This window comes from Caldimonas hydrothermalis, assembly GCF_056746695.1.
The window spans coordinates 64727-90558 of the sequence record NZ_JBWQXA010000010.1 but is presented as its reverse complement, the minus strand read 5'-3'; the positions used below and the strand labels follow the sequence as shown (position 1 = coordinate 90558).

At 68.8% G+C, this 25832-nt stretch carries 22 protein-coding genes and 1 other RNA gene; 4 read left to right on the top strand and 19 right to left on the bottom strand.

Annotated elements, in window-relative coordinates; genetic code table 11:
* Positions 1–4 precede the first annotated feature (4 nt).
* From mraY to imuA, 17 genes are all read right to left on the bottom strand, one after another.
* Positions 5–1183: a phospho-N-acetylmuramoyl-pentapeptide-transferase gene (gene mraY, locus AC1ECW_RS12995; protein ID WP_409707103.1), complete on the bottom strand. Its 1179-nt coding sequence runs from the start codon at positions 1181–1183 to the stop codon at positions 5–7.
* Complete coding sequence (locus AC1ECW_RS12990; protein WP_481201994.1) at positions 1177–2622, bottom strand: UDP-N-acetylmuramoyl-tripeptide--D-alanyl-D-alanine ligase; 1446 nt, start codon at positions 2620–2622, stop codon at positions 1177–1179. Before AC1ECW_RS12990 ends, mraY begins: the two co-directional genes overlap by 7 nt.
* On the bottom strand, positions 2619–4100 hold the full coding sequence (locus AC1ECW_RS12985; RefSeq protein ID WP_481201993.1) for a UDP-N-acetylmuramoyl-L-alanyl-D-glutamate--2,6-diaminopimelate ligase: 1482 nt from the start codon (positions 4098–4100) through the stop codon (positions 2619–2621). The genes AC1ECW_RS12990 and AC1ECW_RS12985 overlap by 4 nt, the downstream gene beginning before the upstream one ends.
* On the bottom strand, positions 4100–5827 hold the full coding sequence (locus tag AC1ECW_RS12980; RefSeq protein WP_481202015.1) for a peptidoglycan D,D-transpeptidase FtsI family protein: 1728 nt from the start codon (positions 5825–5827) through the stop codon (positions 4100–4102). The genes AC1ECW_RS12985 and AC1ECW_RS12980 overlap by 1 nt, the downstream gene beginning before the upstream one ends.
* Positions 5828–5919: 92 nt before the next feature.
* On the bottom strand, positions 5920–6216 hold the full coding sequence (ftsL, locus tag AC1ECW_RS12975; RefSeq protein WP_409710042.1) for a cell division protein FtsL: 297 nt from the start codon (positions 6214–6216) through the stop codon (positions 5920–5922).
* Complete coding sequence (gene rsmH / locus AC1ECW_RS12970; protein WP_481201992.1) at positions 6213–7175, bottom strand: 16S rRNA (cytosine(1402)-N(4))-methyltransferase RsmH; 963 nt, start codon at positions 7173–7175, stop codon at positions 6213–6215. Before rsmH ends, ftsL begins: the two co-directional genes overlap by 4 nt.
* A 5-nt stretch (positions 7176–7180) precedes the next feature.
* Entirely contained in the window at positions 7181–7621 is a 441-nt protein-coding gene (mraZ, locus tag AC1ECW_RS12965) for a division/cell wall cluster transcriptional repressor MraZ (RefSeq protein WP_409707031.1), read from the bottom strand.
* Between the two features lie 230 nt (positions 7622–7851).
* Positions 7852–9108 (bottom strand): multidrug effflux MFS transporter, encoded by a 1257-nt coding sequence (locus AC1ECW_RS12960; protein WP_481201991.1) that lies wholly within the window; start codon positions 9106–9108, stop codon positions 7852–7854.
* Between the two features lie 19 nt (positions 9109–9127).
* Positions 9128–9458, bottom strand: an RNA gene (gene rnpB / locus AC1ECW_RS12955) — RNase P RNA component class A.
* The gene (locus AC1ECW_RS12950; protein WP_481201990.1) at positions 9457–10206 is read right to left on the bottom strand and encodes a DUF3025 domain-containing protein; all 750 of its coding nucleotides are present in this window, start codon (positions 10204–10206) and stop codon (positions 9457–9459) included. Before AC1ECW_RS12950 ends, rnpB begins: the two co-directional genes overlap by 2 nt.
* 2 nt (positions 10207–10208) lie before the next feature.
* Entirely contained in the window at positions 10209–10958 is a 750-nt protein-coding gene (locus AC1ECW_RS12945; protein ID WP_481201989.1) for an NYN domain-containing protein, read from the bottom strand.
* Between the two features lie 2 nt (positions 10959–10960).
* Positions 10961–12004 (bottom strand): dihydroorotase, encoded by a 1044-nt coding sequence (gene pyrC / locus AC1ECW_RS12940; RefSeq protein WP_481201988.1) that lies wholly within the window; start codon positions 12002–12004, stop codon positions 10961–10963.
* 32 nt (positions 12005–12036) lie between these two features.
* Positions 12037–12939: an ion transporter gene (locus tag AC1ECW_RS12935; protein WP_481201987.1), complete on the bottom strand. Its 903-nt coding sequence runs from the start codon at positions 12937–12939 to the stop codon at positions 12037–12039.
* A gap of 18 nt (positions 12940–12957) precedes the next feature.
* On the bottom strand, positions 12958–14028 hold the full coding sequence (locus tag AC1ECW_RS12930; RefSeq protein ID WP_409707037.1) for a 6-phosphofructokinase: 1071 nt from the start codon (positions 14026–14028) through the stop codon (positions 12958–12960).
* An 86-nt stretch (positions 14029–14114) separates the two neighbouring features.
* Complete coding sequence (locus AC1ECW_RS12925) at positions 14115–17276, bottom strand: error-prone DNA polymerase (RefSeq protein ID WP_409707016.1); 3162 nt, start codon at positions 17274–17276, stop codon at positions 14115–14117.
* Between the two features lie 8 nt (positions 17277–17284).
* Entirely contained in the window at positions 17285–18613 is a 1329-nt protein-coding gene (locus AC1ECW_RS12920; protein WP_481201986.1) for a Y-family DNA polymerase, read from the bottom strand.
* Positions 18549–19328: a translesion DNA synthesis-associated protein ImuA gene (gene imuA / locus AC1ECW_RS12915; protein ID WP_409708974.1), complete on the bottom strand. Its 780-nt coding sequence runs from the start codon at positions 19326–19328 to the stop codon at positions 18549–18551. The genes AC1ECW_RS12920 and imuA overlap by 65 nt, the downstream gene beginning before the upstream one ends.
* 163 nt (positions 19329–19491) lie before the next feature.
* On the opposite strand from imuA, the gene AC1ECW_RS12910 reads away from it, so the two are divergent.
* The 4 genes from AC1ECW_RS12910 to rpoH all read left to right on the top strand — a co-directional run bounded on the left by AC1ECW_RS12910 (position 19492) and on the right by rpoH (position 22255).
* On the top strand, positions 19492–19722 hold the full coding sequence (locus tag AC1ECW_RS12910) for a type II toxin-antitoxin system Phd/YefM family antitoxin (RefSeq protein ID WP_409708977.1): 231 nt from the start codon (positions 19492–19494) through the stop codon (positions 19720–19722).
* 8 nt (positions 19723–19730) lie between these two features.
* A complete protein-coding gene (locus AC1ECW_RS12905) occupies positions 19731–20150 on the top strand; it encodes a type II toxin-antitoxin system VapC family toxin (RefSeq protein WP_409708980.1) in 420 nt (139 codons plus the stop codon).
* Positions 20151–20194: 44 nt separating this feature from the next.
* Positions 20195–21220 carry an LLM class flavin-dependent oxidoreductase gene (locus AC1ECW_RS12900; protein ID WP_409708984.1) on the top strand — a complete coding sequence of 342 codons (1026 nt, stop codon included), beginning with the start codon at positions 20195–20197 and terminating at the stop codon, positions 21218–21220.
* Positions 21221–21325: 105 nt separating this feature from the next.
* Positions 21326–22255: an RNA polymerase sigma factor RpoH gene (gene rpoH, locus AC1ECW_RS12895; RefSeq protein WP_409708989.1), complete on the top strand. Its 930-nt coding sequence runs from the start codon at positions 21326–21328 to the stop codon at positions 22253–22255.
* Positions 22256–22315: 60 nt separating this feature from the next.
* Here rpoH and AC1ECW_RS12890 read toward each other — a convergent pair whose 3' ends face one another.
* Both AC1ECW_RS12890 and AC1ECW_RS12885 read right to left on the bottom strand, forming a co-directional pair.
* Entirely contained in the window at positions 22316–25018 is a 2703-nt protein-coding gene (locus AC1ECW_RS12890) for a cation-transporting P-type ATPase (RefSeq protein ID WP_481201985.1), read from the bottom strand.
* A gap of 4 nt (positions 25019–25022) precedes the next feature.
* Positions 25023–25772, bottom strand: a complete 750-nt coding sequence (locus tag AC1ECW_RS12885) for an SDR family oxidoreductase (RefSeq protein ID WP_481201984.1) — start codon at positions 25770–25772, stop codon at positions 25023–25025.
* Positions 25773–25832 lie beyond the last annotated feature (60 nt).

Genomic DNA, 25832 nt, shown 5'->3' with positions numbered 1-25832 from the left:
TGGTTCAGCGCAGCTTGAGCGAGGCCAGTCCCACCAGGCACAGCAGCATGGTGATGATCCAGAAGCGCACCACGACCTGCGTCTCGGTCCAGCCGGACTTCTCGAAGTGATGGTGCAGCGGCGCCATCTTGAGGATGCGCCGGCCCTCGCCGTACTTGCGTTTGGTGTACTTGAAATAGACGACCTGCAGCATCACGGACAGGGCCTCGACGACGAAGATGCCACCCATGACGGCCAGCAGGATCTCCTGGCGCGTGATGACTGCGATCGTGCCCAGGGCACCGCCCAGGGCCAGGGCCCCGACGTCGCCCATGAAGACCTGGGCCGGGTGCGTGTTGAACCACAGGAAGGCCAGCCCCGCGCCGGCCATCGCCGCGCAGAAGATCAGCAACTCGCCCACGCCGGGGATGTAGGGAAAGAGCAGGTAGCGCGAATAGACCGCATTGCCCACCACATAGGCGAACACACCCAGGGCCGACCCCACCATCACCACCGGCATGATGGCCAGGCCGTCCAGGCCGTCGGTGAGGTTGACGGCATTGCTCGATCCCACGATGACCAGGTAGCTCAGGATGATGAAGCCCCACACACCCAGCGGATAGCTCACCGTCTTGAAGAAGGGCACGAAAAGATCGGCATTGGGGGGCAGAGGGTTGGCAAAGCCCGACTGCACCCAGCGCACGAAGAGTTCGAGCACGCGCAGGTTGGACGACTCGGACACCGCGAAGGCCAGATAGGTGGCCGCCACCAGACCGATGAGCGACTGCCAGAAATACTTCTCGCGCGAGCGCATGCCCTCGGGGTTCTTCTGCACGACCTTGCGCCAGTCGTCGACCCAGCCGATGGCGCCCATGCCCAGTGTGACGAGCAGCACGATCCAGACGAAGCGATTGGACCAGTCGAACCAAAGCAGCGTGGACACCGTCACGCCCAGCAGGATCAGCACGCCACCCATGGTGGGCGTGCCCCGCTTGGACAGGTGGGCCTGCACACCGTATTCGCGGATGGGCTGGCCGATCTTCAACTCGGTGAGCTTGCGGATCACCCAGGGGCCAAAGACCAGGCCGATGAGCAGCGCCGTCATGGCCGCCATTACCGCGCGGAACGTGAGGTACTGCACCACACGCAGGAAACCGAAGTCGGGCGACAGCCCCTGCAGCCATTGCGCCAGCGTGATCAGCATGGCAGATCCTTTCCCTGCGCGCCGCCGCGGTCCTGCGGGCGTGCCGTATCGTCGTGCACCACAGCAGCCAGGGCCTGCAGCGCCTGCACCACCTGTTCCATCTTCATGAACCGCGACCCCTTGACGAGCACGCTGCGCGCGCCGCCGGGCCGCTGACCCAACGCCGCCACGGCATCGGCGGTGGACGCGAAATGCACGGCTGCCCCGCCATAAGCGCGGGCGGCATGCAGGCTCAGCGCTCCCACCGCCCACAGCGTCTCGATGCCGCGTTCGCGCGCGTAGGCCCCCACCTCCGCATGGAAGCCCGGGCCCTGGTCGCCCACCTCGCCCATGTCTCCCAGCACCAGCCAGCGCGGCGCGGGCAGCTCGGCCAGCACGTCGATGGCAGCGCGCACGGAATCGGGGTTGGCGTTGTAGCTGTCGTTGACCAGCAGCAACGGGGCCCCGTCGAGCACGAGCGCCTGCAGTTGCGAGCGGCCGCTCACCGGCACGAACCGCTCGAGCCCCTGCGCGATCGCCTGCAGCGGCGCACCGGCGGCCAGGGCGCCGGCGGCTGCGGCCAGCGCGTTGTGGACGTTATGGCGTCCGGCGATGTGCAGCACCGTGTCGAACCTGCCCACCGGCGTGTCGACCTGCAGGGCCCAGCCCTGGTCGCCCCAGTGCCCACGGCCGCGCACGTCGGCCTGCGCGGCCTCGCCGAAGACCAGCACGGGCCGCGTGTCAGCCAAGGCGCGCCACAGCCCGGTGTAGGCATCGCCGGCCGGGAACACGGCCACACCGGTGGGCCCCAGGGCTTCGATCGCCGCTCCGTTCTCACGGGCCACGGCCTCCACGCCGTGCATGAACTCCTGGTGCTCGCGCTGTGCATTGTTGACCAGGGCCACCGTGGGAGCCGCCCAGCGCGCCAGCCGCCCGATCTCGCCCGGGTGGTTCATGCCGAGCTCCACCACGGCAGCGCGGTGCCACACCTCGCCGTCCTGGCGCAGGCGCAGCAGGGTCAGCGGCACGCCGATGTCGTTGTTGAAATTGCCCTGCGTGGCCAGCGCCTCCTCCTCGCCCACCCAGGCGCGCAGGATGGAGGCGATCATCTGGGTGACAGTGGTCTTGCCGTTGCTGCCGGTCACGGCGATCAGCGGCAGGTGCATGCGCGCGCGCCAGCCCGCGGCGAGCTGCCCCAGGGCCGCACGCGTATCGCCCACCAGCAGGCCGGGCAGGCCTGCTTCGCCCAGGCCGTGCTCGGCCACAGCGGCGGCGGCACCGGCGTCACGCGCCTGGGCCAGGAACTCGTGGGCATCGAAACGCTCACCGCGCAGCGCCACGAACAAGTCGCCTGCGCGCAGGCTGCGAGTGTCGGTGTGCACGCGCAGCAGCACGGTCTGGCCATCGCCCACGAGGGTCGAGCCGGGCAGCAGGGCTTGGGCCTGGGCCAGGGTCATCATGAGCGTGCCCTCCGGGCCTGCTGGGCCGCGCGGGCCTCGTCCACGTCCGAGAAGGGCAGGCGCTGGCCGGCGATCTCTTGATAGTCTTCGTGGCCCTTGCCGGCCAGCAAGATGACATCGCGCGGGTCGGCCGCCGCCACCGCGGTGGCAATGGCCAGGCGGCGGTCCTCGATGGCCTGCAGCGTGGGGGCCGGGCGCATGCCCGCGACGATCTGCTCGATGATGCGCATCGGCGGCTCGCTGCGCGGGTTGTCGCTGGTGACGATGACGCGGTCGGCGCGCGCCTGGGCGATCGCCCCCATCTGCGGCCGCTTGCTGCTGTCGCGGTCGCCACCGCAGCCAAACACGCACCACAGTGCCCCCCCGCGCTCGCGGGCGAAGGGCCTCAGGGCGGTCAGCACCTTGTCCAGGGCATCGGGCGTGTGGGCGTAGTCCACCACCACCGACGCCACACCCTCCTCGTCCAGGCGCTGCATGCGCCCGGGCACGGGCCCCAGCGCCTGCAGGGCGCGAGCGGCTTGTGCCAGCGGCACGCCCAGAGCGCGCAGGCAGCCGGCCACGGCCAACAGGTTGTGGACGTTGTAATCGCCGATCAGCCTGGTGCGCACCGGCTCGGCCTGCGGGCCTTCGCACAACTCGAAGCCCAGGCCGCCACCTCGGTAGCCCACCGCGCGCGCCTGCAGCCCGGCGGCGGCCTGCAGGCCATAGCCCCACAGCTCGACGCTGCGGCCGCTCAGCCGGGCCACGAGGTCCTCGCCCTTCGGATCGTCAAGGTTCACGACGGCCGCGCGCAGGCCCGGCCAGGCGAAGAGCTGGGCCTTGGCCTCCCAGTAGGCGGCCATGCCTCCGTGGTAGTCCAGATGGTCGCGCGTGAAATTCGTGAAGGCCGCCACCGCGATGCGGGTGCCGTCCAGGCGGCGTTCGTCCAGGCCGATCGACGAGGCCTCGATGGCGCAGGCCTTCAGGCCCTGGTCGACGAAGGCGCGCAAGCTGCGGTGCAGCGTGACCGGATCCGGGGTGGTCAGACCGGTGGAGGTGAGCGAGCCCGGCCGCCCCACGCCCAGCGTGCCAATCAGACCGCAGGGCCGATCCAGCGCCGTCAGGGCCTGCGCCACCCACCAGGCGGTCGAGGTCTTGCCGTTGGTGCCGGTCACGGCCACGAGGTCCAGGTACGACGAAGGCTGTCCGAACCAGCGGTCGGCCAGCACGCCGGTGGCGGCCTTCAGACCCGGCATGGCGGCGATGCGCTCGTCGTCGAAGCCGAAGGCCTCGACCCCCATGCGTTCCACCAGACAGGCCCGGGCGCCGGCGGCCAGGGCGGCGGCCACGTGCCGGCGCGCATCGGTGGCATGCCCCGGCCAGGCAATGAAGGCCTCGCCGCCACGGATGCGGCGGCTGTCGATGGCCAGGTCGGTGCAGCCTCGCTCGCGCAGCCAGTCCTGCGCAGCGACCACGGTGTCGAAGACGCGCAAGGGCATCAGAAGCTCTCCTCCACACCCTCGACGTGGCGCGCAACGATCTGGGGCTGCACGGCGATGTCGGGTTGCACACCCATCATGCGCAGGCTTTGCTGCACCACCTCGGCAAACACGGGCGCGGCCACGGCACCACCATAGAACTTGCCGGCCGAGGGCTCGTCGATCATCACCGCCACGACGATGCGCGGCTGCTCCACCGGCGCCAGACCGACGAACCAGGAACGGTACTTCTTGTCGGCGTAGCCCCTGCCTTCTTGCTTGCGCGCCGTGCCGGTCTTGCCGCCCACCGAGTAGCCCACGGTCTGCGCCAGCGGCGCCGTACCGCCCGGGCCGGCGGCCATCTGTAGCATGCGACGGGTGGTCTGGGCCACACGCGGGGAAAACACCCGCAGGCCGGGCGCCGGCTCGGGATCTTTCAGCAAGGTCACGGGAATGAGCTCGCCATCGCGGGCGAACACGGTATAGGCGCGCGCCAACTGGAAGAGCGAGACGGACAGGCCGTAGCCGTAGCTCATCGTCGCATGCTCGATGGGCCGCCAGGTCTTGTAGGGCCGCAGCCGGCCGCTGACCACCCCCGGGAAGGGCAGTTGGGGCTTTTGCCCCAGCCCGATCTCGGTGAACATCTCCCACATCTCGCGCGAGGGGATCTGCTGGGCCAGCTTGACGGTGCCGACGTTGCTGGACTTTTGAATCACCTCGGCCACCGTGAGGCGGCCGTAGGCATGAGTGTCGCGGATGGTCGAGCCGGTGACGGTCATCCATCCAGGCCCGGTGTCGATCGGGGTGTTGGGTGAGACGCGCCCAGTCTCCATCGACAGCGCGGCCACGAAAGGCTTCATCGTCGAGCCCGGCTCGAAGGTGTCGGTCAGTGCCCGGTTGCGCAATTGGGCGCCGCTGAGGTTCTCGCGCCGGGCGGGGTTGTAGCTCGGATAGTTGGCCAGGGCCAGCACCTCGCCGCTGTGCACGTCCAGCACCACCACCGAACCGGCCTGGGCCTTGTGCTCGGCCACGGCATCGCGCAGGCGCTGGTAGGCGAAGAACTGGATCTTCGAATCGATGGACAACTGGATGTCCCGGCCATCGACCGGCGCGACGCTCTCGCCGATGTCCTCGACGATGCGGCCCAGCCGGTCGCGGATGACACGACGCTGCCCATGGCGGCCGGCCAGCTCGTGCTGGAAAGCCAGCTCCACGCCTTCTTGGCCACGGTCCTCGATGTCGGTGAAGCCCACCACATGGGCAACGGCCTCGCCTTCGGGATAGCGGCGCTTGTACTCCTTGACCTGGTGCACACCCTTCAGGCCCAGCGCCTTCACGCGCTCGGCCACGTCCTCGTCGATCTGGCGACGCAGCCAGACGAAATTCGGATTGTCGCCCAAACGCTTGTCCAGCTCGGCCACGGTCATGCCCAGCAGGCGGGCGAGTTCGCGACGCTGCGCCCGGTCGGCCTCGAAATCCTTGGGAATGACCCAGATCGACGGCGCCGGCACGCTGGAGGCCAGGATCAGGCCATTGCGGTCGAGGATGCGTCCGCGGTTGGCCGGCAGCTCGAGGGTGCGGGCATAGCGGCTCTCGCCCTGGCGCTGGTAGAAATCGGTGCCGATGATCTGCACATACGCCGCCCGGCACAGCAGCACCGCAAACGACAGACCGATGCAGGCGACCAGGAATTTCGAGCGCCACGGCGGCGTCTTGGATGCCAGCAGCGGGCTGGTGGCATAGCGCACCTCGTGCAGCGCATGTAGCGCCGGCTTGCGCGGCCGGCGCCGCGGCTGCGCGGCTGCGCCGTTGCGACGGGGCAGCAGTCGGGCGAGCCAGCTCACCGGACCCCTCCCTGCGCGGCTGAAGCCGCTGCCTCGTCAAGCACGTACTGCGTCACGGCCGCGGTGGGCGTGCGCATCTGCAGCTTTTCGCGCGCGATCTTCTCCACCCGCAGCGGGGTGGCCTGGGTGCGCTTTTCGAGCTGGAGCTGCTCGTGCGCGGTCTCCAGCGCGCGCTCCTCAGCCTGGGCACGCTCCACCTGCGTGAACAGGCGTCGGGCCTGGTAGGACACGTGCACCAGGTACAGGCCGCTGACGATCAGCCCGGCGAAGAGGAGGACATTGAGACGACTCATGCCCCCCCCAACGCCACGGCGGTGCGCTCGGCCACGCGCAAGATGGCCGAGCGCGAGCGCGGGTTGGCCGCCACTTCGGCCGGTGAGGGGCGGATGCGGGCCACGGCCTTGAGCAACGGCTCGGGCAACGGAGCCAGGCCCAGGGCCTGCGGGCTGCCCCGCTTCACCTCGGCCCGCGAATGGCCGGCGATGAACTGCTTGACGCGGCGATCCTCCAGCGAGTGAAAGCTGATCACCGCCAGACGCCCACCCGGAGCCAGCAGCGACAAGGCGGCGTTCAGCCCCTGTTCGAGCTCCTCAAGCTCGGCGTTGACGAAAATCCGAAGAGCCTGAAAGGTCCGCGTGGCGGGATCCTGGCCCGGCTCGCGTGTCTTGACCGCACGAGCCACGACGTCGGCAAGCTCGGCCGTGGTTCGAACAGGGCGCCCGCTCGAGCGGCGAGCAACAAGCGCCTTTGCAATCTGTAGAGCAAACCGTTCTTCCCCATGATGGCGTATGACCTCCGCGATGAGTTTTTCGTCGGCGCGTGCGAGGAACTCGGCAGCGGATTCACCGCGCGAGGGATCCATGCGCATGTCCAGGGGCCCGTCGTGGCGGAAGGAGAATCCACGCTCGGGGTTGTCGATCTGGGGCGAGGAGACGCCCAGATCCAGCAGCACGCCGTGCACGCGGTCGATGCCCCGGCGTGCACAGGCCTGCGCCATCGTCGCAAAACCGGCGTGCTCGATAGCAAAACGCGGGTCCTGGACCCGCGCAGCGTCGGCCACGGCTTCGGGGTCCTTGTCGAAGACCAGCAGCCTGCCCTGCGGCGACAGACGCGACAGCAGCAGCCGCGAGTGCCCACCCCGGCCGTAGGTGCCGTCGATGTAGGTGCCATCGGGGGTGGTCAGCACGGCCTGCACCGCCTCGTGCAGCAAGACGGTGCGGTGCTCGTGGACGGGAGGCATGGAGGCGCTCATGGCCGTCAGAAGCTGAAGTCCTTGAGCACCTCGGGCATGCCCTGCTGCATCACCGCGGCCTCATGGGCGGCGTAGCGTTCGGCATCCCACAGCTCGAAGTGGCTGCCCATGCCCAGCAGCATCACGTCTTTGTTCAGGCCGGCGGCCGCGCGCAACTCGGGCGAGATCAGCACGCGCGAGGCACCGTCGATCTCCACGTCCAGCGCATTGCCCAGGAAGATGCGCTTCCAGCCGGCCGCCGACATCGGCAGTGCCGCGATCTTGTCGCGGAACTGCTCCCAGGCCGGACGAGGGAAGACCATCAGGCACCCCTCGGGATGCTTGGTCAGGGTCAGTTGTCCTGCACACACAGCGGCCAGCACGTCGCGATGCCGCGCCGGGACGGTCAGGCGCCCCTTGGCATCGAGCGACAGGGCGGAAGCCCCTTGGAAGACCACTGAAGACACAAAACCCCACTAAGTTGCACTTTCTCCCACTTTAGCGAGCCCCCCTTCGGCGGTCAAGCAAAATCTGAAAAATCTCCAATGAAATCAACTACTTACAATTGATTTCCAAGAAATGTTCGCACAAAAAGTCCAGCAAAAATAAGGACTTGCGAACAGGTGTGAAAGTGGAGTTTGAGGAGCGCTGCCCGCTTGAATGAGGGGGCAGGGCTCGGCGCGCCCGCAGCGGGCGGTCAAGACGCCGTCAGCGGCGTGGCCTCGGACGCGTGGGGTTCGCGGCCGATCTCGGGCCAGCGGCGACGGAGATAGACCCAGGCGGCCAGCCCCACCCCCATGAGCCCCAGCGACGCTGCCGCCAAAGCGACCGTGCTGCCCATCACCAACGGGGCCAGCACGCCGGCCACGAGGGCATTGGCCAGCGAACCCACGGCCGCCTGTAGCGACGAGGCCATGCCCCGACGCGCAGGAAACAAATCGAGCACGAGCAAGGTCACCACCGGCACCATCAAGGCCCAGCCAAAGGCGAAGACCGCGATCGGCCACAAGGCCCAGGACACATGGGCTTGCCACAGCAGGTTGGCCGCAAGATTGAGCACGCCCACCCCTGCCATGATGACGAAGCCGTGGCGGATCTGCCGCCTGGGCGCGATCTTGCCAGCCAGCCGACCGCTGCACCAAGAGCCACCCATGATGCCGCCAATGCTCAGCACGAAGAACCAGAAGAACTCGGTGGGCGACAAGGCCAGGTGCACGCCCAGGAAGGCCGGAGCCGACAGCACGTACAGGAACAGCCCATTAAAGGGCACGCCGCTGGCCAGCACCAGCAGCACGAAGCGCGGATCGCTGCACAGCTGCCAGTAGCCGCGCAGCAGATGGCGCACCTCGAAGGACTGGCGATGCTCCAGATGCAACGTCTCGGGCAGCAGCCGGTAGTTGGCCACCCACAGCGCCACCCCCACCAGGGCCAGGAACCAGAAGATCAGGTGCCAGTCGGACAGCACGAAGATCCAGCCGCCGATGATGGGGGCGATGGCCGGCGCCACGCCGAAGTAGATCGTCACCTGGGCCATGACGCGCTGGGCCTCGGCCGGCGGGAACATGTCGCGGATGATGGCGCGCGAGACCACGATGCCCGCCCCGGTGGACAGGCCCTGCAAAGCACGGAAGAAGACGAGCTGGCCGATGGTCTGCGACAGCGCGCAGCCCACCGAGGCGATGGTGAACACCGCCAGCCCCCACAAGATCACCGGCCGGCGCCCGAAGCTGTCGGACAGCGCCCCATGGAAGAGGTTCATGAAGGCAAAGCCGAACAGATAGGCCGACAGCGTCTGCTGCATCTGCACCGGCGTGGCCCCCAGCGATTTGGCGATGCCCGAGAACGCCGGGATGTAGGTGTCGATGGAAAACGGCCCGAGCATGGCCAGCACGGCGAGCAACAGGGCCAAAGCCCAGCGCGGGGCGGACCAGATCTTGTGGGCGTCGGGATTCATCGGCTGGTGTGTTCGAAGTGCGTGAAGCAAGCCGATAGGCCGGATTCTGTGCGGCGGGTCGCCCCGCCGTGACCGCCATTCCTCTGGGCCGCCCCTCACGGAAGCGGCTCGATGCCACCTACCCGCACACTCCCCGGGCCGGATCGACGTGTGCCTATTTGGTGTTGCTGCGCGTAGAGATTGCCCGTTTCACCCGAGCCGTGGCTTGCACCGCGGCCCGACTCGTCTCTGTTGCTCTGATCCTCGCCTCACGGCGGACAGGTGTTACCTGCTACGCTGCCCTGCGCAGTCCGGACCTTCCTCCAGTGCGGCCTTTCGGCGCTTGCACCAGCGGCGGTCTGGCTTGCTTCACATCGCAATTATCTCAGGCCGGCGGCGAGGCCGCTCGCGGTGGGGGCGGAAGACCTCGGCATCTTCATAGAAAGAGGCATCCTCGTTGGCCGCCCACCAGCCCGGCACGCCCAGCACCGGCAGCGGCAGGAAGGGTTTGGGTACCAGGCGTTCGGGGGTGAGGCCGAGGTCGGGGGCGGCACCCTCTTCCATCACCCAGACGTGGGCCGTGATGCTCTTGTAGGGAGCCACCAGCTTTTCCAGCAGCGCATGGCCGAAGAGCTCCAGGCGGGCCTGAGCCCACAGCGCGCGGCGATCGACAAAGAGTTCGCGCCACCGCCGCTCGCGCAGCGCCTGCACGAGTTCGGCCGGTGCCTGCAGCAAGGCCGCGTTTTCGTCAAAGAGCGTCAGGGCGTCCCGCACGGGCCCGCGCGTGGCGCCAATGCCGGCCCGGGCGATCTGCGCCGCCTGCAGCTCATTCAACCGCCGCTTGAGCTGTAGCCGGGTCAGCCACATGAGGCCATTGAAAAAATCATGCAGGTTGTTGCGCGTGGGCACACAGCCGGTGCGGAAGATGAAGGCTTCGTAGGCCTCGCCCTCGGGCAGCGCGTCCTGGGGCACGAAGCGCACCGGGCCGCCACAGGTGTTGAGTGCGTCGGCCACGCTCACCCCACCCACGATGAGACCCTCCAGCTCTCGGCCGGGCTCGACAACGCCTGCGAACCAGGGGCGCTTCCAGTCAATGTCGCCAAAGTCCGGCGCGAACATGGTCAGGCTTTGGGGTTGCGCGCTCGCCGCTTGTCGCGCACAGCCACCGAGGACGTCCCTTCGTTGGCCAGTTCGAACAGCTGGGTGGCTGCCAGCAGCTTGGTGAGCGAGGCATAGCCGTAGTTGCGCGGGTCGAACGACGCCTGGTTGCCGATCTGCTGCCCCACCACCCCGACGCGGGCCCAGCCGTCGTCGCCGGCAGCCGCCTGGACCGCATTGCGCAGCAGGCTCACCAGGCGCGTGTCCTGCTTCAACTGGGCAGTCGAGACGCGCAGCGGGGCCCGCGCGGCCTCGGTCTCCTCTTCTTCGGGCCCATCGGCGCGCAGCTTGTCGAGAAAGAGAAAGCGCGAGCAGGCGTTGACGAAAGGTTCGGGTGTCTTCTGCGCGCCAAAACCATAGACCGCAGCCCCCTTGGCGCGCAGATGCATCACCAGCGGCGTGAAATCCGCATCCGACGACACGATGCCGAACGCGTCCGGCTGGTCGGTGTAGAGCAGTTCCAGCGCATCGATCACCATCGCCATGTCGCTGGCGTTCTTGCCCTTGGTGTAGTCGAACTGCTGCATCGGCCGGATGGCGTGCTCGTGCAGCACATTCTCCCAGCCCTTCAACTCCTGCTTCTTCCAGTTGCCGTAGGCACGGCGGATGTTCGTTTCGCCAAACGTGGAAAGTTCGTTCAGGATCAGATCGATCTTGGATGCCGGCGAGTTGTCGGCATCGATGAGCAGGGCCACCCTGGGCTTGCGCTCCATCGTCAGGCCTCGTCCACCATCCGCCAGGCCAGCGTCTGGCCGCCGCGCAGCGGCTTGAGCGTGGCCTCGCCAAAGGGCAGGGTCTCGGGCAGTTGCCAGGGTGCCTTCTTCAGCGTCACCGTGCCGGTGTTGCGCGGCAGTCCGTAGAAATCGGCGCCGAAGAAGCTGGCGAACCCCTCCAGTTTGTCGAGCGCACCAGCAGCTTCGAAGGCTTCGGCGTAGAGTTCCAGCGCCGACAGCGCGGTATAGCAGCCTGCACATCCTGTGGCGTGCTCCTTCAGGTGAGCCGGATGCGGGGCGCTGTCGGTGCCGAGGAAGAACTTTGGCGAACCCGAGGTGGCTGCAGCCACGAGGGCACGGCGGTGCTCCTCGCGCTTGAGCACGGGCAGGCAGTAGTAGTGCGGTCGGATGCCGCCGAGGAAGATGGCGTTGCGGTTGTAGAGCAGGTGGTGGGCCGTGATGGTGGCGCCCACGAACCGGTCGGCCCCGGCCACGTACTGCGCGGCTTCCTTCGTGGTGATGTGCTCGAAGACGATCTTCAGCTCGGGGAAGTCGCGGCGCAGCGGGATGAGCTTGTCGTCGATGAAGGCTTTCTCGCGGTCGAAGAGGTCGATCTCGGGGTCGGTCACCTCACCATGCACCAGCAGCAACAGGCCGTGCTTCTGCATGGCCTCCAGCGTCTTGTAGGTCTTGCGGATGTCGGTGACGCCGGCATCGCTGTTGGTGGTGGCTCCGGCCGGGTAGAGCTTGAGCGCCACCACCCCGGCCTCCTTGGCCCGCGCGATCTCGTCAGCGGGCAGCTTGTCGGTCAGGTAGAGCGTCATCAGCGGCTCGAAGCTCAGGCCCGCCGGGACGGCGGCGCGGATGCGCTCGCGGTAGGCCAGTGCCTGCTCCGCCGTGGTCAGCGGCGGCTTGAGGTTGGGCATGATGATGGCGCGGGCGAACTGGCGCGCCGTGTCGGGCACGACGGCAGCCATCGCGGCGCCATCTCTCACATGCAGGTGCCAGTCGTCAGGACGGGTCAGGGTCAGGGTCGTCGGGCTCATGCCCGCCATTGTCCCACCGTCTGGAGCAGCACTCAGGCGCCCGGATCCCGCTCGTAGCGCGGCATGCGCTTGCCGCAGTGCCGGCAGAACTTCGCATCCGGCAGGTGGCCTTCGCTCAGGCATTCCGGGCAGGTGCGCGTCGTGGTGGGCCGGCTCAGCCGCTGCGCCGCCATCTCGGTGGTGACGATGCCGGTGGGCACGGCCAGCACGCCCCAGCCCAGCAGCATCATGGCCGAGGCGATGAAGCGCCCCACCTCGGTCTGCGGCGTGATGTCGCCGAACCCCACCGTGCTCATCGTGGTGATGGCCCAGTACATGGCCATCGGGATGCTGGTGTAGCCGTTCGCGGGGCCTTCCACCACGTACATCAGCGTACCCATCACCAGCACCACCATGAACACGAACGACAGGAACACGGCGATCTTGCGGCGACTGGCCCGCAGGGCCTCGCCCAGAGCGCTGTATTCGGCCACGTAGCCGGTGAGCTTGAAGACGCGGAACACCCGCAGCAGGCGCAGGATGCGCACGTCGATGAGCAGGTGGGCTTCGGGGATGAAGAAGGCGATGTAGGACGGCAAGATGGCGATCAGGTCGATGATGCCGAAGAAGCTCGTGGCGTAGCGCAGGGGGTGGCGCACGCAGGCCAGGCGGGTGAAGTATTCGACCGTGAAGAGGGCCGTGAAGATCCATTCCAGCACCCGCAGCGCGACACCATGCTCCGCGCGGATGCTGGCGACACTGTCGAGCACCACGGTGAACACGCTGAGCAGGATCAGCACGATCAGCCACTGGTCGAAGCGCTTGCCGGCCCGGGTGTCGGCCTCGAAGATGACGATGTAGGTCTTGTGGCGCCAGCCGGCTTCGGGCTTGCCGAAGCGTTGGGCATCGACCCGGGCGGCGGCTTGCAGGGGGCTGCGTGAACCTTCCTCATGCATGGTGGGATCGCCCTTCGTTCAAGCCCCGGCCTCGCCCAGGGAAATGCCCAGCGAACGCGCCGCCTGCAGCAAGGGGTGGTCCAGCGGCACCGTGCGGTTGCGCCCGGCCACTTGGTCCAGCGGCACGCTGTCGCAGCCGTCGCCGCGCAGCACCACCATGCGGCCGAACTCGCCCCTCGCCACCATCGCGGCCGCATGGCAGCCGAAACGTGTGGCCAGCACACGATCGTAAGGCGTGGGCGTGCCGCCGCGCTGGACGTGGCCCAACAAGGTGCTGCGCACCTCGCCCTGCAAGTGGGGCTGCAACTGCTCGCGCAGCACGTGGCCCACCCCGCCGAGGCGAATCGGGTCGGGGCTGTCGGCCCTGTGAGCGGCCACGGTCATCGTGCCGCCCACCGGCCGGGCGCCTTCGGCCACGCAGATCAGCGTGAAGCCCTGGGCGGCCTCGCGCTGGCGGCACAGCTTCACCACGGCGTCCAGGTCATACGGGATCTCGGGCAGCAGGATCACGTCGGCCCCGCCCGCCAGGCCACCTTCCAGGGCGATCCAGCCGGCGTAGCGACCCATGGTCTCGACGATCATCACGCGGCCATGGCTGCGGGCGGTGGTTTCCAGCCGCGCCAGGGCCTCGGCCACCACCGCCACGGCGCTGTCGAAGCCGAAAGTGCGCTCGGTGTGCATCAGGTCGTTGTCGATGGTCTTGGGCACGCCCACCACCGGCAGGCCGAGTTGCTGGAAGCGGTGTGCGATGCTCATCGTGCCGTCGCCGCCGATGGCCACCAGCGCGTCCAGCCCCAGCTCGCGCACGTAGTCCATCACCGCGCCCGACACATCGGCCCCGCCGGCACCGAACCAGGCGAACGGGTCGGCCTTGTTGTGTGCCCCGAGGATGGTGCCGCCCTGGTGCAGGATGCCGCTGACGGCGCGCCGGTCCAGCGGCACCACACGACGCTCGATCAAACCGAGGAAACCCCGTTCGATGCCGGTGACGCGCGCGCCGCAGTCGTTGATGAGGGACTTGGTGACCGCGCGGATCACGGCATTGAGCCCGGGGCAGTCGCCGCCGCCGGTGAGCACGCCCACGTGCAAGGAGGAGGTCGTCGTCATGGCCGCCTGTCGTATCGCCATCCCAAAGCCTCAAGCGTAACCCGGCTGGCTTGGTTCGCGCCCCAGGTTCAATGGAAGTCCCGGCTGTGCAGCCCTGCATCGGCCAGGCGGCCCAGCAGCGGCGTGAGGTCTTCCAGCCGCTGCGCCACCAGGTGGCGCACCTCGCCCTCGCGCTGCCACTCGCCATGCACGGCCAGCAGGCGCGAATGCAGCAGCTCGCGGCGGAAGCGCTCTTGCACACGGCGCCAGACGATGACGTTGACCACACCGGTTTCATCTTCCAGGGAAACGAAGATGGTGCCGTTGGCCGTCTGCGGCTGCTGGCGACCGGTGACGATGCCGCAGGCGCGCACCCGCCGGCCATGCGGCAGGTCGTGCATCTCGCTGGCCGTCTGCAGGCGCCGCCGCCGGAGTTGCTCGCGCAGCAGGGCCAGCGGATGGCGGCGCAGCGTGAGGCCCAGCGCGGCATAGTCGAAGACGATCTCCTCGCCCTCGGGGGCCAGCGGCAGTTGCACAGGCGCCTCGTCAATGGGCGCGTCCGCCAGCAAGGCCGGCGGGGGCGTCCAGGCGGCGGCCTCCCAGACCTGCTGGCGGCGGTGGCCGGCCAGGCTTTGCAGGGCATCGGCCGCGGCGAGCTGGCGCAGGTCCTGGGCGTCGAGCCGCGCGCGGCGGGCGAGATCCTGCACGTCGATGAAGGGCGCTTCGGCACGCGCCCGCACGATGCGCTCGGCGGCGGCAGCGCTCAAGCCGGCCACCAGCTTCAGGCCCAGGCGCACCGGCGGCTGCGGCCGGCGCGTGATGTCCTCCAGCGTCGCCTCGACCTCGCTGTGGCTCACGTCCACCGGGCGCACCTCCACCCCGTGGCGGCGCGCATCCTGCACGAGCTGGCTGGGGGAGTAGAAGCCCATCGGCTGGGCATTCAGCAGCGCCGCGAGGAAGGCCGCGGGCTCGTGGCATTTGAGCCAGGCGCTGTCATAGGCCAGCAGCGCAAACGACGCGGCATGGCTTTCCGGAAAGCCATATTCGCCAAAGCCCTCGATCTGCTTGAACAGGCGCTCGGCGAATTCCTGCGGATAGCCGTTGGCCATCATGCCCTCGACGATGCGCTGGCGGAAGGGGTGCACATTGCCATGGCGTTTCCAGGCCGCCATCGCGCGGCGCAGGCGGTCGGCCTCGCCGGGGGTGAAGCCGGCACACAGCATGCACAACTGCATCACCTGCTCCTGGAAGATGGGCACACCCAGGGTGCGGCCCAAGGCTTCGCGCAGAGCGTCTGTGGGCAGTTCGGCCACCACGTCATGGCCAGCGCGCTGCTTCTCGCGCTGCTTGAGGTAAGGGTGCACCATGCCGCCCTGGATGGGCCCCGGGCGCACGATGGCCACCTCGACCACCAGGTCGTAGTAGGTGCGCGGCTGCAGGCGCGGCAGCATGCTCATCTGCGCGCGGCTTTCGATCTGGAACACGCCCACGGTGTCGGCGCGGCGGATCATGGCATAGGTGGCCTCGTCCTGGTCCGGGATGTCTTGCATCCGGAAGGGCATGCCGCGGCGTCGGCTCACGAAATCGAGCGCGCGGCGCAGCGCGGTGAGCATGCCCAGCGAGAGCACGTCCACCTTCATCAGGCGCAGGGATTCGAGGTCGTCCTTGTCCCACTGGATCACGGTGCGCTCGGGCATCGCGGCGTTCTCGATGGGCACGACGTGCGACAACTCCCCCTTGGCGATCACGAAGCCGCCCACATGCTGGCTCAGGTGGCGCGGAAAGCCGCGCAGCTGCCCCACCAGCTCGATCCACTGCGCCACGCGGCGGTCAGCGGCGTCCAACCCCACCTCGGCCAGGCGCTCGGGCAATGCCTCCAGACTGTCCCACCAGAAATGGCTCTTGGCCAGGGCATCGACCTGGGCATCGTCAAAACCCAGGGCCTTGCCCACGTCGCGGATGGCACTGCGCGTGCGGTAGCAGATGACGGTGGCGGCCAGCGCCGTGCGGCCGCGGCCGTATTTGCCGTAGAGGTACTGGATGACCTCCTCGCGGCGCTGGTGCTCGAAATCGACATCGATGTCCGGCGGCTCATCGCGCTCCATGCTGATGAAACGCTCGAAGAGCAGGTTCGCACGCGCCGGGTCGATCTCGGTGATGTGCAGGCAGTAGCACACCGCCGAGTTGGCCGCCGAGCCACGGCCCTGGCAGAGGATGCCCTTGGAGCGCGCGAATTGAACGATGTCGTGCACCGTCAGGAAGTACTTCTCGTAGCGCTTGAAGGCAATCAGCGCCAGTTCCTTCTCGATCTGGCGTTGGACGGCATCCGGCACTCCCTCGGGGTAGCGCTCGCGCGCGCCCTGCTCGGTGAGGTGGCGCAGCCAGCCGGCCGGGGTTTGGCCCGCAGGCACCACCTCCTCGGGGTACTCGTATTTCAGTTCGTCCAGACGGAAATGGCAGCGTGAGGCCACTTCCACCGAAGCAGCCATCAGCTCGGCGCCGTACAGCCGGGCCAGCGTGGCGCGCGCTCGCAGGTGGCGCTCGCCATGCGGCTGCAGGGCCGTGCCGCACTCGGCCAGCGGGCGGCCCAGCCGGATGGCGGTGAGCACGTCCTGCAGCGGCTTGCGCGATCGCAGGTGCATGTGGACATCGCCTGCGGCCACCAGGGGCAGGCCGCTGAGCCGCGAGACCTCGCGCAGGGTGTACAGCCACAGCGGGTCGTCGATCTCATGGAAGAGCTCCACCACGCCCCAGGCAGCGTCGCCAAAGGCTTGCCGGAAGCTTGTGGCCTGCATGCACAGGGTCTCGAAGGCTGCGCCGCGCGGCGGCACCCACAGCAGCTCGTTGCCGGCCAGACGATCGGCGCACAGATCTTCCGGGTCCACGCGGTAGGTGCCCTTGGGGCTGGCGCGGCGCAGGTCGGTGATGAACTGGCTCAGGCGGGCATAGCCCTTGCGGTCGCGGGCCAGGGCCACGAGCCGAAAGGGCGTGGGGCCGTCCACCTGGAACTCGCTGCCGATCAGCAGCTTCAGCGCTGGCTCGGGCCGGCCTTGCTCTTTGGCCACCTCCCGTGCATCGAGCAAGGCCTGATGGGCCCGCACCACGCCGGCCAGCGAGCATTCATCGGTGATCGCCAAGGCACGATAGCCCAGCGCCAGGGCGCGCTCCACCAGTTCCTTCGGCGACGAGGCCCCGCGCTGGAAGCTGAAGTGGCTCAGGCAGTGCAGCTCGGCGTAGTCGGGCAGGACCATGACCGGCCTCATGCGAAGCGCCCGTGCAGGAACCAGCCGCCGCCCTCTTCCAGGCGACGCTCGCGGTAGATCCACACCAGCCCGACGCGCTCGTTGCTGGCCACGTAGTAGTCGCGCGCTGCGGCCGCATGCTCGGCGTCCCACCAACCCGCCTCGACCCGGTGCGGACCGGCCAGGATCGTGAGGTTCCCCTGGCACTGCGGCCGCTCCCGCCGGGTGGCCAGCGGCAGCGGCTCACGCAGCAGCCAGGCGGGTTGCGAGGGGGGTGGCCAGGACACCATCGCCGGCACATCGCCCCGGGCGGCCGGCTGCCAAGCCTGCTGCGCCTCGGGGCGGTGGTCCGAACGCGGCACCGGCCGACACACCCGGGCCGGGCCCAGCCGGGCCGACAGACGCTCGATCAGTTGCGCCAGGCTTTCGCCCTCGGCGGCCCCGGCCTCCCCGGGCAACAGGCAGGGCGTGACCTCGACCAGCGGCTCGATCTCGTCGCAGAACAATGAAAGCTCGCCCACCGGCGCCGCCAGCCGTACCTGCGCCAGCCATTCGCCCAGCAGGCGCAGCAGATGCCCAGGCTGGCGGGTGGGCTCGGCGGTGCGCACCAGCAGCTCGCCCAGTGGCGGGTCGTCGCGGCGATGGACATCGTGCCGCCAGCGCAGCACGAAGCTGCGCAGCCCCGCCTGGCGGGCGGCCAGCCAGCCGCACAACTGCAGCAGCAGGCGACGGGCGCCGAACATCAGGGCCGGGGCCGATTCCACACGCCCCGGCAGCTCCAGCCGGGCTTCGAAGACCTCAGGCAGCGTGAGCCACGGCGCCGACCAGGGCGCTTCGCCATAGGCCTGGCCCAGCGTCTGCAGCAGGGCCCTGTCACTGCGCCGTGCCAGTCCGGCGCGGGGCAGCCGGCGCACGTCGCCCAGGTGGCGGCAGCCCAGGCGGCTCAGCCAGGCAGACTCGGCCGCCACCTCGTGCAGGCAATCCAGCGGCAGGCCGTCCAGCAAGCCGTCCATATCACTCCCCCAAGCTCCCGGTCGCCCACAGCGCGCCAAGGCCAGCGCGCCCAGCGCCGTGGGCGCTGCAGCGCATCGCGTCCAGCCCAGATCCGCCGCCCCGGCCACAATGCGTTCGTGCAAGGCCCGCTCACCGCCGAACAGGCGCAGGCTGCCGCTCACTTCCATCAGCACCGCCTCGTCGTGGCGGCACACCCGGGGGGTGAACTGCAGCGCCCACCAGCCCAGGGCCTCGGCCGAGGCCGCAGCCAGCGGCTCAGCCCAACCCTCAGACGGCGACGACGTGCAAGCCAGGCCGGGGCACAGGGCGAGCCAGCAGGGATGGGGAGACATCGGACACCTCCGAAGCCATGGCAGGTGACGCGGCACGAGCCGCCAGCTTGTGGGCCAGCACCTCGCCCAGGCCCTCAGGCCCGGCGGGCAATTCGATCAGCGACTCATGCGCCGGCCCTCGGCGCTTGAGCAGGCGCAGCACCAGGGTCAAGGGCCGGCTGGCTTCCAGGGCCAGGCGCAGGGGGGCCGGCGAAGACTCGGCCTGCGCCGCCAGCGGCCGGAACACGAACACCGGCCGCCGCCCCTGCAGGCTGTGCACCTGCAGCCGCCGCAGCCCCGCCGCCTGCCCCCGCCCGGGGGGCAACCACAGCAGCACGGCCGCCACCTGGGCGCAGTGCAGCGCCTGTTCGGCCGCCCACAGGCGTTGTTCGGGCCGGGCCGTGTCCACCCAGACCATCGAGGCGGCCGTGAGCCCCGCCGCGCGCCAGCCGGGCAGATGGGGCGGCTCGGGCGGGCCGATGAAGAGCACGGCTTGTCCTTCCCCGCCTCGCGCCAAGACTCGCGACAAGGCCGGTGCCGTCAGCCGGCATTCCGCCAGCCCCCAGGCCGGCAGCAAGATCTCGCTCAGGCCCTGGCAAGGCCAGCCCCCACCGGGCAGCAAGGCATCCAGCGCGGCAAAGCCGGTGGGGCACGCCGGGGCCTCGCCGGCACCCGGCAAAGCATCGCCCTGCCAGACGGCGGCAGCCACCCCGGAGGGCAAGGACAGCGGATGCATGGTGTGGTCAATAACTGGATAAAAACACAGTATATGATCACAGATCCATGACCCATGCGTTCACCCATCCTGGCGGTCGGCCATGGCTTTTTCCGCGTTCCTTGCACCTTCAGATCGGCTCATGGAAAATATGACCATAGTTCATGACCATGGATATTTTCAAATGCCTGCCTCCACCATCCCTGCTGGTGAATTCAAGGCGCATTGCCTGCAACTGCTGGACGAAGTGGCGGCCTCCCACGCACCGCTGACCATCACCAAGCGCGGCCGCCCGGTGGCGCAGCTCGTCCCGGTCCCGGCCGAACGCCCGCTCTTCGGCGCGCTGCAAGGCAGTGTGCTCGCCCAGCAGGACCTGATCGCCCCGGTGGACGAAGCCTGGGAGGCCGCTCGGTGATCGGCAGCATGGCCGGCGCCGTCCTGCTCGACACCCATGTGCTGGTGTGGCTGGTGGCGGGCGACACCCGTCTGTCCCTGCCCGCCCGCCAGCGCATCGAAGAGGCCGCACAGCGCAACGAGGTCTGGGTCAGCGCCATCACTCCTTGGGAGATCGGCATGCTGGTGGGCAAGAACCGTCTGGCGCTGACCCAGGACGCGCAGGAATGGATGGGGCTGGTGCTGGCCCTGCCCGGCCTGCGGCTCGCCCCGCTGGAGCCGGCGATCGCCGTGGCCAGTTCGCGCCTGCCCGGCGACCCCCATGGCGACCCGGCCGACCGGATCATCGTCGCCACCGCTCGCCATCTTGGCGCCACCCTGGTCACGGCCGACGACAAACTGCTGGCCTACGGCACCGTTGGCCATGTGAAGGTCTTGTCCGCCGTCTGACCCTGCCGCCGGCAGGTTCGGTCCATCCTGCCGACAATGCCCCCATGAAGCTGTCCGTCCTCGACCAATCGATCTCGCTGGCGGGCTCCAGCGAGGACGCTGCCATCCGCGACACGCTCGACCTGGCCGTCCACTGCGAAGCCCTGGGCTATCACCGCTTCTGGGTGAGCGAGCACCACAGCCTGCCCACCATCGTGGGCACCGCCCCCGAGATCCTGCTGGCGGCCATCGCCGCACGCACCCGGCGCATCCGCCTGGGCAGCGCCGGGGTCATGCTGCCCCACTACGCAGCGCTGAAGGTAGCCGAGCAGTTCCGCGTGCTCGAGGCCCTGGCCCCGGGCCGCATCGACCTGGGTGTGGGCCGCGCACCCGGTGCCGACATGCGCACCGCCATGGCTCTCAACCCCAATGCCTATGCGGCGGCCGAACGCTTCCCCGAGCAGATCCAGGACCTGCAGGCCTGGCTGAGCGGGCAGGCGCACCAAGGCATCGTTGCCCACCCCCGCGGCCCGGCCCCCTCCCCCGACGCCCCCTGGGCGCGCATCCCCACGGTGTGGGTGCTGGGCAGCTCGGACTATGGCGCCCGGCTGGCGGCCCACCTGGGCCTGCCCTATGCCTTTGCCTACTTCTTCATGGACGGCCAGGGCGTGGAGCAGGCGCTGGACCTCTACCGCAGCCTTTACCGCCCCAGCGAGCGCCATCCCAAGCCCCAGGCCACCATCTGCGTCTGGGCCCTGGCCGCCGACACCGACGAAGAAGCCCGCCACCACGCCCTGAGCCGCGAGCGCTGGCGGGTAGACCGGATGCGGGGCCGCCTGGGCCCACTGCAGGCGCCCGCCCAGATCGCCGAACGCGGTTTCACACCCGAGGAATGGCCCACGGTGGACGCCCTGCGCCGCAAGGCTTTCGTCGGCAGCGCCGCCACGGTGGCCGAGCAGCTGCGACGCCTGGCCGACGAACTGGAGCTCGACGAGCTGGTCATCAACACCTGGGCTCACGACCCGGCCGTGCGCCGGCATTCCTACGCCCTGCTCGCCCAGGCCTTCGATCTCCCCAAAAACCCAGACTGAAGCGATTGCCTATTTCTACGACTTAGGGTTTCCCCGTGGGGGATTTAGCACTCTCTTCGTTCGAGTGCTAATATTGGAGGAACTAAAAGGAGGTTCGGGATGTCTATGACGACCATGAACACCTCGACCGCTGCCCTGACCGTCCGGGATCCCTGGGCCCTGGTGCCTTCGCTGGGCAATCTGGACGCTTACATCACGGCCGTCAACCGTCTGCCGCTGCTGACGCAGGAGGAAGAGACCACGCTGGCCCGTCGCTGGCGCGACCATCACGACCTGGAAGCCGCCGGGAAGCTGGTGCTCTCGCACCTGCGTCTGGTGGTGTCCGTCTCGCGCCAGTATCTGGGCTACGGCCTGCCCCATGGCGACCTGATCCAGGAAGGCAATGTGGGCCTGATGAAGGCCGTCAAGCGCTTCGACCCCGACCAGGGCGTGCGCCTGGTCAGCTATGCCCTGCACTGGATCAAGGCCGAGATCCATGAGTTCATCCTGAGGAACTGGCGCATGGTCAAGGTGGCCACCACCAAGGCCCAGCGCAAGCTGTTCTTCAACCTGCGCTCGATGAAGCAAAGCCTCAAGGATGACGCCGATGCGGGCGAACTCCATCGCAGCACGCTCACCGACCGCGAGATCGACACCGTGGCCCGCGAGCTCAAGGTCAAGCGTGAGGACGTCATCGAGATGGAGACCCGCCTGTCCGGCGGCGACGTGGCCCTGGAGCCCACCATCGACGATGGCGAGGAAAGCTACGCGCCCATCGCCTACCTGGCCGACGAAAGCCGCGAACCCACCCGTGTGATCGAGGCCCAGCACCGCGACGTGCTGGCCACCGATGGCATCGCCCGGGCGCTGGACACGCTGGACGAACGCAGCCGCCGCATCGTCGAGGAACGCTGGCTCAAGGTGAACGACAACGGCAGCGGCGGCATGACGCTGCACGAACTGGCGGCCGAGTACGGTGTGAGCGCCGAACGCATCCGCCAGATCGAGGTGGCCGCCATGAAGAAGATGCGCAAGGCCCTGGCCGAATACGCCTGACCTGGCCCCACCCTTTGCACACAACGGCCCCTTCGGGGGCCGTTTGTCTGTTGGCAGCGCTCAGGCGAGCTTCAAGCGCCGCACCACGAATTTCTCCAGTTCCAGCAGCACAAGCACAGCCACCCCCGCGCCGATCACCTGCAGGCCCTGGATCACACTCAGGCCCTCGGTCTGGAACAGCGCCTGCATCCACGGTGCATAGGTGAAGGCCATCTGCAGCAGCACCACGCCGCCCACCGCCATCAGCACACGGGGCGTGCCCTGCACGCCCTGCCAGGTGAAGGACGGGGCCTTCAGGTAACGCACGCTGAAGAGGTAGAAGACCTCCATCACCACCAGGGTGTTCACCGCGACGGTGCGGGCGGTCTCCACGCTGTGTCCCCGGGACAGCGACCACTCATACATGCCAAAGATGCCCGTGAGGAAGAGCGTGGACACCAGCGCGATGCGCCAGACCACGAAGCGTGACAGCAAGGGCTCGTCGGGCGCGCGCGGCGGGCGTCGCATCACGTCGGCCTCGCGCGGCTCGAAGGCCAGCACCATCGCCAGCGCGATGGAGCTCACCATGTTCACCCACAGGATCTGCGCCGGCAGGATGGGCAGCGACACGCCCAGCAGCACCGCCACCAGCAGCGTGAGCGACTCGCCGCCATTGATGGGCAGCAGGAAGGTCACCGTCTTGCGCAGGTTGTCGTAGACGGTGCGCCCCTCCTCCACCGCGTGCACGATGGAGGCAAAGTTGTCGTCGGCCAGCACCATCGCGCCGGCCTGCTTGGCCGCCTCGGTGCCCTTGCGGCCCATGGCCACGCCCACGTCCGCCTGCTTCAGCGCCGGCGCATCGTTCACGCCGTCGCCCGTCATCGCGACGATCTCGCCATTGGCCTGCAGCGCGCGCACCAAACGCAACTTGTGCTCGGGGCTGGCACGGGCAAAGACGTCGGTGCGGCGCACCGCCTCGCGCAAGGCGTCGTCATCGAGCGCCTCGATCTCTGGGCCGGTCATCGCCTCCAGGCCATCGCCGAGGCCGAGCTGCCCCGCGATGGCGCTGGCCGTGACGCCGTGGTCCCCGGTGATCATCTTCACGCGGATGCCCGCCTGCCGGCATTGGGCCACCGCAGCAATGGCCTCCTCGCGCGGCGGATCGATGATGGCCACCAGGCCCAGCAGCGTCAGACCCTGCTCGACATCGGCCACTTCGAGCCGGCCATGCGCCGCAGGCAGCGCCCGCCAGGCCAGGGCCAGCACGCGGCGGCCTTCGCGGGCCTGCTCGTCGATGCGAGCCTGCCACCAGGCGGCGTCCAGGGTTTGTGGCGCGGCCTGCGCACCCGCCTCGTGGGAGCACATCGCGAGCACTCGCTCCGGCGCGCCTTTGACTACCACGAAGCGGCCACCGGCATCGTCCGGGTGCAGCGTGGCCATGTAGCGGTGTTCGGACTCGAAGGGAATGGCATCGAGCCGTGGGTGCTGCTGTCGCAGCCCGCCCGGGTCCAGACCGGCCTTCATCGCCAACGTGAGCAAGGCCCCTTCGGTCGGATCGCCGGCCAGCCGCCATTCGCCTGACTCCCTGCGCAGGCTGGCGTCGTTGCACAAGGCACCGGCCAGCGCCAGTCGATGAGCCACCGGCCACTGCGAGGCCAGACGGGCCGTGTCGATGGGCTGCCCCTGCACCCGCCAGGCGCCCTCAGGCGCATAGCCGGCGCCTTCCACCGCCAGCACCGCCTCGCGCAGCACCACCTGCTGCACCGTCATCTCGTTGCGCGTGAGCGTGCCGGTCTTGTCCGAGCAGATCACTGTCACCGACCCCAGCGTCTCCACGGCCGGGAGGCGCCGGATCACGGCGTGGCGTGCCGCCATGCGCTGCACCCCCAGGGCCAGCGTGATGGTCATCACCGCCGGCAGGCCTTCGGGAATGGCTGCCACGGCCAGACCCACCGCGGCCATGAACATCGCCTCCACCGAACCACCTCGCACGGCGAGGCCGAACACGAAAAGCACACCAGCGGCCGCGAGGACGGCCAGCGTCAGCCATCGTCCGAAGGTGGCCATCTTGCGCAACAGGGGCGTGGTGCTCTCTTCCACCGTCTCGAGCATGCGGCCGATACGGCCGATCTCGGTGTGTGCCCCGGTGGCCACCACCACGGCACGCGCCTGGCCCTGCGTCACGAGCGTGCCCGCATAGCCCATGTTGAAGCGGTCACCAAGGGCCGCTGAACGCTCCACCGGGTCGGCATGCTTGTCCACCGGCACCGACTCGCCGGTGAGCATCGCCTCATCGATACGCAGGTTGCGCGCCTGCAGCAGCCGCACATCCGCCGGCAGCCGATCGCCGCTGGCCAGCAGCACCACGTCACCGGGCACCAGTTCGGCCGCATCGACATCGTGGGCATGGCCATCGCGAACCACCATGGCGTGCGGCGCCAGCAGGTGGCGGATGGCTTGCAGCGCCCGCTCGGCCTTGCCTTCCTGGATGAAGCCGATCGCGGCATTGATGAACACAACCGCCAGGATCACCGCCGTGTCCACCCAATGCCCCATGGCGCCCGTGACCGCGGCCGCCGTCAGCAGCACATAGATCAGCAGGTTGTGGAACTGGCGCGCCAGTCGCCACAGCGGATGCACCGGCGGCACCTCGGCCAGCCGGTTCGGGCCATGCTCGGCCAGGCGCCGCCGCGCTTCCTCCAGTGTCAGACCCTCGAGGCCCGTGCGCAGCCGCTGCAGGACCTGCTCGGCGGACTGGGCATGCCAGTCGGGTACCGGCCCCATCGATTCAGCGCGCGAGGTAGCCGCCATCCACCGCGTAGTAGGCGCCCGTCACGAAGGAGGCGCGGTCCGAGCTGAGCCACACCACCAATTCGGCCACTTCCTCCGGCTGACCCAGGCGCCCCACAGCATGCAGGCTGACGAGCTGCTGCTGGGTGGCCGGGTCGGACTCCAGGCCCGCGATCATCGGCGTGTGGATGAAGGCCGGGCCCACGGCATTGATGCGCAGGCCGTGGGCACTGTATTCCAGCGCGGCCGTCTTGGTCAGCCCCACGACCCCATGCTTGGCGGCCACATAGGCCGGTGCCCCGGCAAAGCCCACCTGCCCCAGGATGGACGCCATGTTCACGATGGTCCCGCCCCCGTGGCGCAACATCGCATGGATCTGATGCTTCATGCAGTAGAAGACACCGGAGAGATTCACGCCGATGACCTGCTGCCAGGCCTCATCGGTGTAGTCGGCCGTGGGGCCGAGTTCGCCGCCGATGCCCGCGTTGTTGCAGGCCGCGTCCAACCGGCCGTAGTGGGCCACGGTGCGCTCCACGAGGCGCTGGCAATCCTCGGCACGGCTCACGTCAGCCGGCACGAAGAGGGCATCGCCACCCTGCTGGCGCACCAGCGACACGGTTTCCTCTCCGCCAGCAACATTCACGTCGGAGACAACCACCTTGGCACCCTCCCGCGCATAGGCCAGGGCGATGGCACGACCAATACCGGACGAAGCGCCGGTGACGAGGGTGACTTTTCCTTGCAGCATGGGTGTCCTCCTTGATGACAAGGCCCGTGGCGCGCCGAGTGGGATCAAGGCAATGACACC